The organism is Persicobacter diffluens (assembly GCF_036244895.1).
Classification (GTDB): Bacteria; Bacteroidota; Bacteroidia; order Cytophagales; family Cyclobacteriaceae; genus Persicobacter; species Persicobacter diffluens.
The window spans coordinates 2,626,172-2,638,310 of sequence record NZ_BQKE01000001.1 but is presented as its reverse complement, the minus strand read 5'-3'; the positions used below and the strand labels follow the sequence as shown (position 1 = coordinate 2,638,310).

At 45.7% G+C, this 12,139-nt stretch carries 9 protein-coding genes and 19 tRNA genes; 23 read left to right on the top strand and 5 right to left on the bottom strand.

The window, feature by feature from the left end; translation table 11 throughout:
* Positions 1–102: 102 nt before the first annotated feature.
* The 5 genes from AAA970_RS10675 to AAA970_RS10655 all read right to left on the bottom strand — a co-directional run bounded on the left by AAA970_RS10675 (position 103) and on the right by AAA970_RS10655 (position 4,843).
* Complete coding sequence (locus AAA970_RS10675) at positions 103–1,764, bottom strand: ABC1 kinase family protein (RefSeq protein ID WP_338237106.1); 1,662 nt, start codon at positions 1,762–1,764, stop codon at positions 103–105.
* Between the two features lie 48 nt (positions 1,765–1,812).
* Positions 1,813–2,376, bottom strand: coding sequence for a DUF4136 domain-containing protein (locus AAA970_RS10670; RefSeq protein WP_053405594.1), 564 nt, complete (start codon positions 2,374–2,376; stop codon positions 1,813–1,815).
* A gap of 166 nt (positions 2,377–2,542) precedes the next feature.
* Positions 2,543–3,226: a hypothetical protein gene (locus tag AAA970_RS10665; RefSeq protein ID WP_338237105.1), complete on the bottom strand. Its 684-nt coding sequence runs from the start codon at positions 3,224–3,226 to the stop codon at positions 2,543–2,545.
* Positions 3,227–3,230: 4 nt separating this feature from the next.
* Positions 3,231–3,878 carry a tetratricopeptide repeat protein gene (locus AAA970_RS10660; RefSeq protein ID WP_338237104.1) on the bottom strand — a complete coding sequence of 216 codons (648 nt, stop codon included), beginning with the start codon at positions 3,876–3,878 and terminating at the stop codon, positions 3,231–3,233.
* Positions 3,875–4,843, bottom strand: coding sequence for a VWA domain-containing protein (locus tag AAA970_RS10655; RefSeq protein ID WP_060686869.1), 969 nt, complete (start codon positions 4,841–4,843; stop codon positions 3,875–3,877). Before AAA970_RS10655 ends, AAA970_RS10660 begins: the two co-directional genes overlap by 4 nt.
* Before the next feature lie 506 nt (positions 4,844–5,349).
* On the opposite strand from AAA970_RS10655, the gene AAA970_RS10650 reads away from it, so the two are divergent.
* The 23 genes from AAA970_RS10650 (at position 5,350) to AAA970_RS10540 (ending at position 12,113) form a co-directional block, all read left to right on the top strand.
* Positions 5,350–5,424, top strand: a tRNA-Val gene (locus AAA970_RS10650).
* A 61-nt stretch (positions 5,425–5,485) separates the two neighbouring features.
* A tRNA-Thr gene (locus tag AAA970_RS10645) sits at positions 5,486–5,561 on the top strand.
* A tRNA-Ser gene (locus AAA970_RS10640) sits at positions 5,562–5,648 on the top strand.
* A 68-nt stretch (positions 5,649–5,716) separates the two neighbouring features.
* A tRNA-Val gene (locus AAA970_RS10635) sits at positions 5,717–5,791 on the top strand.
* Between the two features lie 69 nt (positions 5,792–5,860).
* Positions 5,861–5,933: transfer RNA gene (locus AAA970_RS10630), tRNA-Thr, on the top strand.
* A 58-nt stretch (positions 5,934–5,991) separates the two neighbouring features.
* Positions 5,992–6,066 (top strand) — tRNA-Pro (locus AAA970_RS10625).
* A 100-nt stretch (positions 6,067–6,166) separates the two neighbouring features.
* Positions 6,167–6,241, top strand: a tRNA-Val gene (locus tag AAA970_RS10620).
* Positions 6,242–6,268: 27 nt separating this feature from the next.
* A tRNA-Pro gene (locus tag AAA970_RS10615) sits at positions 6,269–6,343 on the top strand.
* Positions 6,344–6,443: 100 nt separating this feature from the next.
* Positions 6,444–6,518: transfer RNA gene (locus tag AAA970_RS10610), tRNA-Val, on the top strand.
* 27 nt (positions 6,519–6,545) lie between these two features.
* Positions 6,546–6,620: transfer RNA gene (locus AAA970_RS10605), tRNA-Pro, on the top strand.
* Between the two features lie 100 nt (positions 6,621–6,720).
* A tRNA-Val gene (locus tag AAA970_RS10600) sits at positions 6,721–6,795 on the top strand.
* Between the two features lie 38 nt (positions 6,796–6,833).
* A tRNA-Thr gene (locus AAA970_RS10595) sits at positions 6,834–6,906 on the top strand.
* A gap of 23 nt (positions 6,907–6,929) precedes the next feature.
* Positions 6,930–7,004 (top strand) — tRNA-Pro (locus AAA970_RS10590).
* Positions 7,005–7,085: 81 nt separating this feature from the next.
* Positions 7,086–7,160: transfer RNA gene (locus AAA970_RS10585), tRNA-Pro, on the top strand.
* A gap of 67 nt (positions 7,161–7,227) precedes the next feature.
* Positions 7,228–7,302 (top strand) — tRNA-Val (locus AAA970_RS10580).
* A gap of 39 nt (positions 7,303–7,341) precedes the next feature.
* Positions 7,342–7,417 (top strand) — tRNA-Thr (locus AAA970_RS10575).
* Positions 7,418–7,504: transfer RNA gene (locus AAA970_RS10570), tRNA-Ser, on the top strand.
* 36 nt (positions 7,505–7,540) lie between these two features.
* Positions 7,541–7,615, top strand: a tRNA-Val gene (locus AAA970_RS10565).
* Positions 7,616–7,642: 27 nt separating this feature from the next.
* Positions 7,643–7,717, top strand: a tRNA-Pro gene (locus tag AAA970_RS10560).
* 184 nt (positions 7,718–7,901) lie between these two features.
* A complete protein-coding gene (locus AAA970_RS10555) occupies positions 7,902–8,648 on the top strand; it encodes an ABC transporter ATP-binding protein (RefSeq protein ID WP_338237103.1) in 747 nt (248 codons plus the stop codon).
* Positions 8,645–9,976, top strand: coding sequence for a hypothetical protein (locus AAA970_RS10550; RefSeq protein WP_338237102.1), 1,332 nt, complete (start codon positions 8,645–8,647; stop codon positions 9,974–9,976). The genes AAA970_RS10555 and AAA970_RS10550 overlap by 4 nt, the downstream gene beginning before the upstream one ends.
* Before the next feature lie 25 nt (positions 9,977–10,001).
* A complete protein-coding gene (locus AAA970_RS10545; RefSeq protein WP_338237101.1) occupies positions 10,002–10,169 on the top strand; it encodes a hypothetical protein in 168 nt (55 codons plus the stop codon).
* Between the two features lie 498 nt (positions 10,170–10,667).
* Entirely contained in the window at positions 10,668–12,113 is a 1,446-nt protein-coding gene (locus AAA970_RS10540) for a sodium:solute symporter (protein ID WP_338237100.1), read from the top strand.
* Positions 12,114–12,139 lie beyond the last annotated feature (26 nt).

Here is a 12,139-nt window from a genome sequence, read left to right as displayed (position 1 = left end):
CTCAACAATAGCACTGCTATTCTCTCTTAATAATCGGGTACCGCTTCTATAGTATTTCAAATTTTCGCTACGAATTTTAGCTTTTAATGTGCTCTAATGCCTTTATTTTTTTGGTCTTTGGTTACGGAGGATAGTCAATATCATATAAAAGCCCAAAATGGAGCTAAGGAAAAAGCCAATAAATCCCAGAATGGGGATATCATAGATGAGTGGAGGGATTTGTGCAAAGATGATTACTGAAGAGCCAATGATAATTGCAGCAGTGATGATGGCCAGAGAGATGCGATTGGTGGCGGAGTCAATGGTTTGGCGGAAATCCTCTAAGCCATGATGTTTAATGTCTATTTTGAACTTTCCCTCTTTAGCAGTATCAATAAGGTCTTGTAAATCATGTGGGACATTTTTCAATAAAGTGCCTAAAGTGAATAGGGAGCTGAGGCTGTCTTTGGCAATTTTTTTCGGGTCAAGGTGATTGAGTACAATTTTTTTCCCAAATCGGCGAAGCTTATCAAAGATTTCAAAGTCAGGATCCAGGTTGCTTCCCAGTCCTTCCATGATCAGCACAGCGCGGAATACGGAGTGAAGGTATTGTGGTAATTCTATCCGGTATTTATAAATCAGGCTGGTGAAGGTTTGGGCCATTTCCTTTAATTCAATATCGGCCAGGGACCGATCAAAACGCTGAATTACCATTTCACATTCTGATTCAAAGATTTTCATGTCCGTGATTTCATGGGAAATGGCAATTTCCTTGACCGTTCGAGCTATTTGACGGTAGTCTTTTTGTAGAAATTGAAAGAAAAAACGGGAGAGTAGTTCTCGTTGGGAACTGGTGAGCCTACCCATATTTCCAAAATCAATGAAGCAGATTTCTCCATTGTCCTGTACCAAGATGTTTCCGGGGTGTGGATCGGCATGGAAAAATCCATATTCCAGGATTTGGCTAAAGAAAGCATCAATGAGGGTGTCAATCATTTGCTGCTTCAGGGAGGGATCTTCAGGCTGCCATTCATCGATTTTATGGCCCTTCATCATCTCCATAGCAATGATTTTTCCGGAACTACAATACTCGTAGGTTCTGGGGCTGGTGAGTCCATCCCATCCTTTATATTGATGATAAAATTCCTTGATGTTTTGAACCTCATTCCGAAAGTTTAATTCCTCCAGCATGTGCTTTTGAAAGCTCTCCACCAGTTTTACGGGCTGAAAGGTGGCGAATTTTTCTATATTGGATTCCGCCTGAGAGGCAATCAGATGCAGGATTTCTAGGTCCGCTTCAATGATGGTGGCAATGTCAGGGCGCTGCAGTTTCAGCACCATTTCTGTTCCATCGACATGAATAGCCCTGTGGGCCTGAGCTATTGAGCCGCAGGCCATGGGTTGATGGTTTACGTATCGGAAAATTTCCTGGAAGGGTCTGCCCAACTCTTCGGAAATAAATTTTTCCACATCCCAATTCGGTACCGGACTGGATTCTTTTTGGGTTTTGGCTAATTCCTCCAGCCATTCTGCCGGTAGCATGTCCGGCCGGTTGGCCATGATCTGGGCTAATTTTACAAAAGTGGGCCCTAGTTCTTCCGCCGCCAGACGAATGCGTTGCGCTCTGGTGTATTTTAAGGTTTCCTCCGAAACTGTTTTGTTCAGCAGGGGAGTGGAGACTACCAATTCTTTAAGGCGGGAATTTGCGATAAAATCTTCAAAACCATATTTGATTAGAATGGAAATGATTTGCGCTATGCGTTGATTCTTGCTCGTTCCTGCCATAATTTTTTGATATAAAAAAAGCAGGAGACGGGCCCCTGCTTGTACGTTTTATTTTTTCACCTGATATCCGAAGGCCTCATTTGCTTTATGCGGGTAACGAAGAAATACTTCATTCACAATTTTTTGCATCGTCTTATCCGGATTTTTCATTTTTCCGTCAATAGATCCGGTGGCTACCCCTTGCCAGATTAACTGCTTTTTCTTAGCATCCACAATGTCAATGACCAGGTTGCCTTCGGTATATTCCGTCACCTGTGGACCACGATAGGGGCCCCAGGGACCGTACCAACCACCCCAATAGGGATCGTAGTAAACGTTTTTCTTGTCTTTTGTTTTGAGGTAGAAATTGATCAATAAATCGGGATTGTTTTCTACTTCTTCATAACTTCTGGCGGACATTTCTCCCCCAATATTGGACATCACACGTCTGATCATCAATTCATTCAGGCCTACATTGATTTTCTGATCAGGGTCTTTGATCATGAAACTGTAAGTTTGGTAAGAAGAGAAATCCGCTCCGCGATCATAGTCATAGGAGACATTAACACTGCTACAGGCAGAGAAAGTGAGAGCGGCGATTAGTACGAAAAATAGATTCTGCCAATTTTTCATCGTCTATAAAATTAAGTTTGAACTCATTGTACAGTGGCAAATAGGGATCGCTATTTTTCAGAAGTTAAGTATGGTATTTGAATAAGGGAAAAAAATATTAAATATCCGATAAAGAGATGGTAATAAAACGAAAAAAGATCACCCATAAGATGATCTTTTTTGAATTTTACCAATCCGGTTTACTATTGTCAGGCTTTTGAGTGGCCTTTCTTTTATTCTGTTGCAAATACTGCACTTCGGCATTTCGCATGGCATCCAGTATCATCCTCGCCTTATCTTCAGACATATTCATTTCCTGTAAACGCTCTGCTGCCGAAGGGCTTGGAGGAGGACTGTCTTCCTCGTTTTCTTGCTCTTCATTGGCCTGGTCCTGCTGCTGCTCACCCTCCTGAGGTTCCTGCTCTTGTGGGTCTCCCTCTTGCTGCTCAGCATCTTCCCCCTGTTGCTCCTGATTCTGTTGATCCTCTTGCTCTTCCTGGCCTTCCTGCTCTTGCTCCTGATTTTCAGAATTCTCCTCTTCCTTCTGATTTTCTTCCTGATTCTGCTGGTCTTGGTTTTCTTCCTGATTTTCGTCCTGATTCTCTTCGTTTTGCTGGTTCTGCTGCTGATTTTGTTGATCCTGCTGGTCTTGTTGTTCCCGGATTTTTTTCAGCAATTCCTGCATGGCCAGATTGTCCGGCTCCTTTCGAAGTCCTTGTTCCAAGGCGGCGACCGCCTGGGGGATCTGCTTATTGATGTAGAACTGGGCTCCTTCGTGAAACTCCGGGGGATTACTGATCTGTGCCTGTGCTGTATTCATTAAGCCAAAGCATAACAGACTAAAAAGTGTATATAAGATCTTTTGCTTCATGATGTTATTTCGCATTAATTTCTGCCACCACACGGGTTCGATGAATATAATCATTATAGTTCGCAACGGAAGGATCCTGCTGCAAGCCATCTTCCATTAATTGCAGGGCTTGTGCGTAATTTTTTTGCGCAATCAGCTGGTCTGATTTTGCTTTAAGCTGTTTTGCAAATGGAGTTAGTGGCGGAATATCTGGTTCCTGGTTTTGATCCTGTTGTTGCTTATTATTTTCAATTACTTTTTTGACCAGCTCATAGTTATAGCGTGCTTCTGCATTATTGGGGTCCGCTTTTAAGGATTCTTTAAAATGGGCCAGGGCTTTGTTAAAGTCCTGCTTTTGATACTGGATCACCCCCATCTGCTGATTGGCTTCGGCGCGAATGTCGGTGTTTTGGCTTTCCACTACAGCACTATAGTACTTTTCTGCATTGGTGGTGTCCTGCAAATGAAAATAGGCATTGGATAAATTTAAAACGGATTCATCCTCGGCCACCTTTAAGCTGTCAATAAGCTCATGATAAAGCGTAGTGGCGGTTTGGAAATCTCCGGAAAGCATGGCTTCCTCTGCTTTCTTTTTAAGGGCATTAGTCTTGGCAATATGATTGAAGCCGTCAAAACTAAGGGCCGCAAACAATAAGATAAGAAGCGTTCTCATATTTTGATGGTTCGGATGCTGGTCAAAAGATCAATGGCCATAAGGAGTAAACCTAATGCCAGAAAATAATAAAATTTATTGGCGGAAACATCCACCCGGCGGCTGTCACGCAGCTCGCCTTCTATTTGACTGATATTATTGATAAGTTTTGGAATATCATTACGCTGATCATTTACTTCAAAATAGCGTCCCCCGGTTTTAGATGCCAGCTTTTTAAGTGCAGTGGCTTCTAATTTGGTGACCACCGGACGGCCTTGCTTATCCCTTTTATAGCTACGTCCCATGGGGATTTTTCCACCATCAGCAGTTCCTACTCCAACCGTAAATAATTTAATGTTGTTTTCTACAATTTGGCTTAGTGCCTCATTAGTTTTCTCTCCAAAGTCCTCTCCATCACTAATCAAAATGATTACTTTTGACTTAGGCGTATTGGCAGATTCTTCTTCGCTGGATATTTTACTAAGTGCCATTTCCAAAGGAGGGCCAAAATCAGTTCCGGAATGTGGCACCAAGCCGGTATTCATGGTCTCGATAAAAAGATTTAATGCACCCTGATCATAAGTGAGCGGACATTGCATAAAAGCTTCAGAAGAAAAGATGACAATACCTACCCGGTCTGAATTGAAAGCGCTGACCAGGTTTTTTAGTTCAAACTTTACTTTTTCCAGGCGCGAAGGGGGAATGTCCGTCGCATTCATGGATTGGGAAAGATCTACACAGATCATGATGTCTTTTCCTACAGATTTTATTTCCTGGGAGATTTGTCCGAAGGAAGGGCCGAGTAATGCTAAAATAAAACAGCCAAAATACAGGGAGCGTAGCACCAGTTTAATAAACACCCATTTGAATCCGGCTCGTAGCCTATTAGCGATTCGGATGTTTCTCCAGACAAATAATAAGTAGAGCAATACGAAAATAATGATGAAAATTGATTCCGTAAGCCCGAGTGATTTATACCAGGTCATATAATTTTGAAAAATTCTTCTGCGAAAAATAGAAAAAAGGAGCGCCGATAGCAATATCTATAGGAATTCCGTCTTGCTCCCCGTTGGCCCTTGCCTCCGATTTTTAAGGCCTAATATTAGCAATGTTTGAAAATGGAATCAAGCTAATTCCGCTTGAAGGAAAATTTTTAACATTTTTTACAAATCCTTTCCACTCACTAGAAGGTTGGAAAACATGAATTTATCTGTTTGGTGACGCTGTCGGGAAATTTATCATCATTTATTTTTTTGAGGGAAGGTTTGGTGGATAAAAATAAAGCCCGTATGTTTGCATCGCTTTTGAGGGAAACGCCCTCAGAGACGCAGAAATGGACATTCTTATCCGCTTCGAAATCAGAAATTAGTTTTGTCGCTCAAAAGAAAATAATCGCCATTTGAATGTGAGAAAGATTTGAAATCTTGATATTGTACTAAACAGAATGTTGTGTTGATTTAGCCGGATAAGGCTTGATCAATAATAAAAATAAGGGCTCTTAGCTCAGTTGGTTCAGAGCACCTGCCTTACAAGCAGGGGGTCACTGGTTCGAATCCAGTAGGGCCCACAACTTAATGTTGTTGGGGAAGAGATTTACTCAAACCTTATTTACATCACAAAAATCTTTAGCCTCCATAGCTCAGTTGGTAGAGCAACTGACTTGTAATCAGTAGGTCGTTGGTTCGAGTCCGACTGGAGGCTCCAGGAGAGTTGGGTGAGTGGCTGAAACCACCAGTTTGCTAAACTGACGTACTGGAAACGGTACCGGGGGTTCGAATCCCCCACTCTCCGCACTGGTATAGACAGGACATGTCCTGTCTCAGTAACTCACCACAAAAGAAATTTTGAAGTGAGTACTCGGGCTCTTAGCTCAGTTGGTTCAGAGCACCTGCCTTACAAGCAGGGGGTCGCTGGTTCGAATCCAGCAGGGCCCACAATTAATGGATATGTTCATCGGATCATTCGATTTGGTCTGATAATTGATTTTAAGATATCCATCTTTAGCCTCCATAGCTCAGTTGGTAGAGCAACTGACTTGTAATCAGTAGGTCGTTGGTTCGAGTCCGACTGGAGGCTCTATTTAGTAGGGGAGAGACGCGTAGTATTTAAAATACCATCAATTCTTTCAACTGCACGGGGTGTAGCGTAGCCCGGTCATCGCGCCTGCTTTGGGAGCAGGAGGTCGCAGGTTCGAATCCTGCCACCCCGACAGCTTGGACAAGGAATGTCTTGTCCAGTGCAAAAAGTATAGACAGGGCGTGCCCTGTCTCAACCAACTCACCGCAAGAGAAATTTTGAAGTGAGCACTCGGGCTCTTAGCTCAGTTGGTTCAGAGCACCTGCCTTACAAGCAGGGGGTCACTGGTTCGAATCCAGTAGGGCCCACAGTCTTCGGACGGTGGAAAAACACCACGGGGTGTAGCGTAGCCCGGTCATCGCGCCTGCTTTGGGAGCAGGAGGTCGCAGGTTCGAATCCTGCCACCCCGACAGCTTGGACAAGGAAAGTCTTGTCCAGTGCAAAAAGTATAGACAGGTCATATCCTGTCTCAGCCGACTCACCACAAGAGAAATTTTGAAGTGAGCATTCGGGCTCTTAGCTCAGTTGGTTCAGAGCACCTGCCTTACAAGCAGGGGGTCGCTGGTTCGAATCCAGCAGGGCCCACAGTCTTCCGACGGTGGAAAAACACCACGGGGTGTAGCGTAGCCCGGTCATCGCGCCTGCTTTGGGAGCAGGAGGTCGCAGGTTCGAATCCTGCCACCCCGACAGCTTGGACAAGGAAAGCCTTGTTCAGTGCAAAAAGTATAGACAGGGCATGCCCAGTCTCAACCGACTCACCACAAGAGAAATTTTGAAGTGAGCACTCGGGCTCTTAGCTCAGTTGGTTCAGAGCACCTGCCTTACAAGCAGGGGGTCGCTGGTTCGAATCCAGCAGGGCCCACAACCGAAACGTCGGTTGTGAAAGTAAAATTTCATATTGCCTCCATAGCTCAGTTGGTAGAGCAACTGACTTGTAATCAGTAGGTCGTTGGTTCGAGTCCGACTGGAGGCTCAGGGAGTAGTTTCCCTTTCGTTCGGGGTGTAGCGTAGCCCGGTCATCGCGCCTGCTTTGGGAGCAGGAGGTCGCAGGTTCGAATCCTGCCACCCCGACACAAAAATAAATTTAGAGTACAGTATTGCAGATCTCAATTTTTGCTTTACCTTTGTACTCCCTTCAAAAATGAGGGCCTTCGGGGTGTAGCGTAGCCCGGTCATCGCGCCTGCTTTGGGAGCAGGAGGTCGCAGGTTCGAATCCTGCCACCCCGACAAGTTCCGCAGCAATATGTTTGTTGTCGGTTCGTTGAGACAGGGCATGCCCTGTCTATACAGACTCGGGCTCTTAGCTCAGTTGGTTCAGAGCACCTGCCTTACAAGCAGGGGGTCGCTGGTTCGAATCCAGCAGGGCCCACAATCGAAACGTCGATTGTGAAAATTAAATTTTCATATTGCCTCCATAGCTCAGTTGGTAGAGCAACTGACTTGTAATCAGTAGGTCGTTGGTTCGAGTCCGACTGGAGGCTCCAGGAGAGTTGGGTGAGTGGCTGAAACCACCAGTTTGCTAAACTGACGTACTGGAAACGGTACCGGGGGTTCGAATCCCCCACTCTCCGCACTTAGGTGACGACAAGGCATTCCTTGTCTCCCAAGGGCTCTTAGCTCAGTTGGTTCAGAGCACCTGCCTTACAAGCAGGGGGTCACTGGTTCGAATCCAGTAGGGCCCACAGTCTTTGGACAGTGGAAAAACACCACGGGGTGTAGCGTAGCCCGGTCATCGCGCCTGCTTTGGGAGCAGGAGGTCGCAGGTTCGAATCCTGCCACCCCGACACAAAACCTGATCAATTATTGGTCAGGTTTTTTTATGCCCAATAATTTCGATTTTCATCTTTCACAGTCCCGATTTTCCATTTATGTTTTCATTTCGCCATTGGTAAAAGCCTTACTGTAAAACTGCCTCTACTTCCTTACTTTAGTGTTTAAGTGAAAATTTAAATTCGAAAAATACTATTTATGATTTCAGTTAAGGGCTTAAGTCAACAATTTGGTCAGCAGGTGGTGCTTGATCAATTAGATTTGGAAGTGGAGGCGGGACAGATCTTTGGGTTGTTGGGGAAGAATGGTGCAGGAAAAAGCACCCTGATCAATTTGATTTTAGATTTAATTCAGCGACAGGAAGGCGAGGTAAATGTTTTTGGGAAGGATGTCCGAGCTTTCGTTGCGGCAGACAAAAGACGCTGGGGTGTGGTTGGGCAGGATTTGGGCCTAATTGAGGAATTTACTGCCCGGGAGTTTCTGGAGTTTGTCGCCAAAATTTACAGTATGGATGGTCCGACCCAAAAGGAGCGGATCAATGATCTGATCGCCTATTTTTTTGAAGATGAAAATCCACTCAAGAAATCCATTTCTTCCTATTCCACCGGTATGCGAAAGAAAGTCGCCTTTTGTGCAGCCGTTTTAAATACGCCGGATCTTTTGATTTTGGATGAGCCTTTTTCCGGTTTGGATATCCTGGCTGCAGAGAAGATGATTCGCTTCATCAAAAAATATGGGACGGCCCAACGTGCGGTGCTGGTCTCCTCCCATGATCTTTCCTATCTGGAAAAACTGGTGAGTCATATCGGATTATTAGATAATGGGCAGATGACTTTTTCCGGTACCTTTGATGAATTTACGGCCAACTTTAAAGGCCAGCTGGATGAAGCATTATTGTCCAAGCTGGAAACCGAAATGGCCAGTACAAACCTGAGCTGGATATGATCAGCTTATATTTTCAGAAAAGCCTCATCACCTGGCTCCGTGGGCTTAAATCCGGTAAGAATCTGCTGAGCTTTTTAGGGCAATTGCTAGTGGCTGTGGGTTATGGTTTTCTGTTTAGTGCATTGATGAATGAAGCCTGGGCAGCCGAACGGTTTACAGCCTTTGACGTATTATTTCAGCTTATGATCAATGGGTTGATGTTATTGCCCTTATTGGCACTAATATTCCCCGCTTATACGCCCTATGTGACCAAGTGGCCGGCCTATTTACCCGTAAAACGGGGGCAACGTTTTATGGTCGATGTCATAGAATTGCTGATTTGCCAGCGCAATATCTTTTGCCTTTTGTTCGTGATCCTGTTTGGTTTTCATCTGGATTTATACCAGCGGGAGTGGTGGCTGATGTCCGGCACGGCAATCGTTTTGGGGAATTTGCTGCGGTTACAGGTGGCCCAGACACTGGCGGTGACTTATCGTCCCTGGGTTTATGCGTCCATGGTGTTGCTATTGTTGCTGGTGGCGGCCTTTGAGTGGATTTTATTCTCCGCTCCGGATCAGATGGTGATGACGCCTGTTTTTGCGATTGGAGGTTTGGGCTTGCTGATGTTGCGCTATGTGGAACCCACTTACCGCAAAAATATACTGAGCCGCTGGACGATGAGTTTTGGGCCATTGTTAAAGTTGCATACCAATAAAAAAATGCGACGGCTTTTGCTATTGGCTTACCTTTTAAGAATTTATTTTTTGGGCATGGCCGTTGTACAATTGAGGAATCCCGATTCTTCGGGTGCGGGAGTTTATAGCGTACTGATGTGGATGTTTGTGGTTCCGATGCCGCTGTTTACTTATTTCTACTTGAATTTTTGGGGGAACTGGCGTGGTCTGTTTCATGCCGTGGAGCTTCGGAGTGGTAGCATCAGGGAATTTTGGCGGGTGCAGTTAAATATCATGAGATGGCCATTGTTGATTGATTTTGTGCTAGTGGCCGTTTTTATGGTATTTTGTTTTCCGGAGAAGATCGTGGATTTCCTGCTGTACTATGGCCTGGTGGTATTGATGTTCGTATTGCTTTCATTAGCGGGTAGCCTCCATTTGCCCATGCCCTATACGGAAAAGAATACGGCTGGGAAGAAGACCGTTTCCATGTGGCTGAGCATGGCCTGCCTTTTGATTTGTGCCTGTGTCTATGCCATTCAATGGTATTGGTGGCTGGCTTTTTTGCCCTTGCTGGTCTTGGTAGGATTGGTATTCTACTTGCGAGACGTTGCCGCCAATTTCCGGAAGTACCGCTATGAGGTGATTCGGGTGACGAGTAATCCTGAAGTATAACCCATAAATATTCACAACGAAAAATATGTTCCAACTATACCTCCGCAACTATTTTAAAGCCGGTGGGCGCAGACTTTCTGACGCCAAAGAGCTGGGCTTCTTCTTTCTGTATTTAGTCTTTGCCTTACTGTTTGGCCCAGGTTTTGGCTGGTTCCTGAACCATTCCCGGAGTGAGGGAGATTTTGAAACCTAAACAGCCTGTTCTCCGGGCTGTTGACCGCGCTTTTGATAGTTGGTTTGGGACTCTGGTATTTTTACCGGGTGATGAAGCAATACCCCACGAAAAAATACCAATTGATGCAGCAGATTGCGAAGCCGGAGTGTTAAGTTTTTTTAGGGGGGGACTGCCATCGCAAGCGCTGGCACCGGGCTGGCGCGGCTCACCCCATCGGCCTTTTGGGCCGCTGTGGTTTAAACAGGCCCGCTTCATCCCTGTCCCTGCGGAGCTTCGCTCCTGTAGTAATCGAGGCGCGCCGGCAGAGGGATAGAGGCATTGTTGGAGCTCCTTTTTGACCGCCTAAAGCGCAGCGGGCTCGTCAAAAAGAGCGACTGCCGAAAGCCCGACCGACGTCAGGAGGGCTGCCCCAAAAAAACATCAGGATTATTCCTGCTTAGCATTAGTGCTATTGGCAGTGGAATTTTCCTTGGGCTTTGTGCGCAGGATGTGTATTTTGATGGGAAATTTTTCGGTATGAGCACTACAATCGTTTTTTGGGTCATTGCGGCCTATTTTCTTTTTTTGATGTTATTGTCCTGGGTTACGGGTAAGTCTTCGGATAGCCAGGCATTTTTCTCCGCTGACCGGTCATCGCCCTGGTATTTGGTGGCGTTCGGTATGGTGGGTGCTTCCCTGAGTGGGGTCACCTTTATTTCCGTTCCCGGACAGGTGGGGGGCGGGGGCTTTGCCTATCTGCAGTTTGTGCTGGGGAATTTTGTGGGCTACTGGATCATCTCGCAAGTGCTGTTGCCCCTGTATTATAAGCATGATGTGGTGAGCATTTATGAATTGCTGCGGGATCGCCTCGGGGTGTATGGGCACAAAACGGCTTCGGTGGCTTTTGTGGTTTCGCAGATGATAGGTGCTTCCTTCCGGATGTTTCTGGCGGTGATGGTGCTGCAAATGGCCTTCTTCCAACCGATCGGCATTCCTTTTCCGCTAACGGTGGGGATTATGATTTTGATGATTTATGCTTATACTTTCCGTTCGGGCATTAAGACGATCGTATGGACAGATACTTTGCAAACGGCCTGCATGTTGATCTCTGTGCTGGTGGCGGTTTGGTTTATTGCTTCGGATCTAAATATGAGTCTACCGGAACTTTGGACAGCAGGTAGCGGGGAAGGTTTTACCCAAATATTTTTCTGGGATTGGCAGGCCGCGAACTTTTTTCCCAAGCAGTTTATTGCTGGTATTTTCATGACGATTGTGATGACGGGGCTGGATCAGAATATGATGCAGAAGAATCTGACGTGCCGGAATTTGAAAGAGGCGCAAACGAATATGCGTTGGTTTTCGGTGAGCTTTCTGCTGGCTTGTGCATTTTTCCTCTTTATGGGTTCCTGCTTGTTTCTGTTCGCAGAAGCCAAAGGCATTGCGCTTCCTGATCGTACGGATCAGCTTTTTCCTTTACTGGCCATGGAGCATATGCCGCTCTTTGTGGGCATCACTTTCTTGCTGGGCATTATCGCAGCGGCCTATTCTTCAGCAGATTCTTCCCTAACTGCCCTGACGACTTCCGTCTGTGTGGATTGGTTTCATCAACCCAAAGCATCCAAAACTTTCCGAACGAAGGTACATATCGCTTTGGCTTTTACCATGTGGTTGGTGATCACGGGATTTGCGGCCATCTCGGATGAGTCGGTGGTGCAGGCGGTATTTAAGGTGGCGGGTTATACCTACGGGCCTTTGCTGGGCTTATTTTGCTATGCCTTTTTTCTGCCGACGGCCGGTATTTATAAAAAAGGAATTCCCATCGTGGGGATTGTTGCGCCTCTGTTGTGTTATATCATCTCTGCGAACAGTGAGCAGTGGCTGGGCGGTTACCGCTTTGGTTTTGAGTTATTAATTCTCAATGGACTGATCAGCTTCCTTTTGTTGTGGGGATTGAGAAAAAAGAACGGATTGGTGCAAGCCTGATTTCACCTTTCGCAGCAATTGATTAA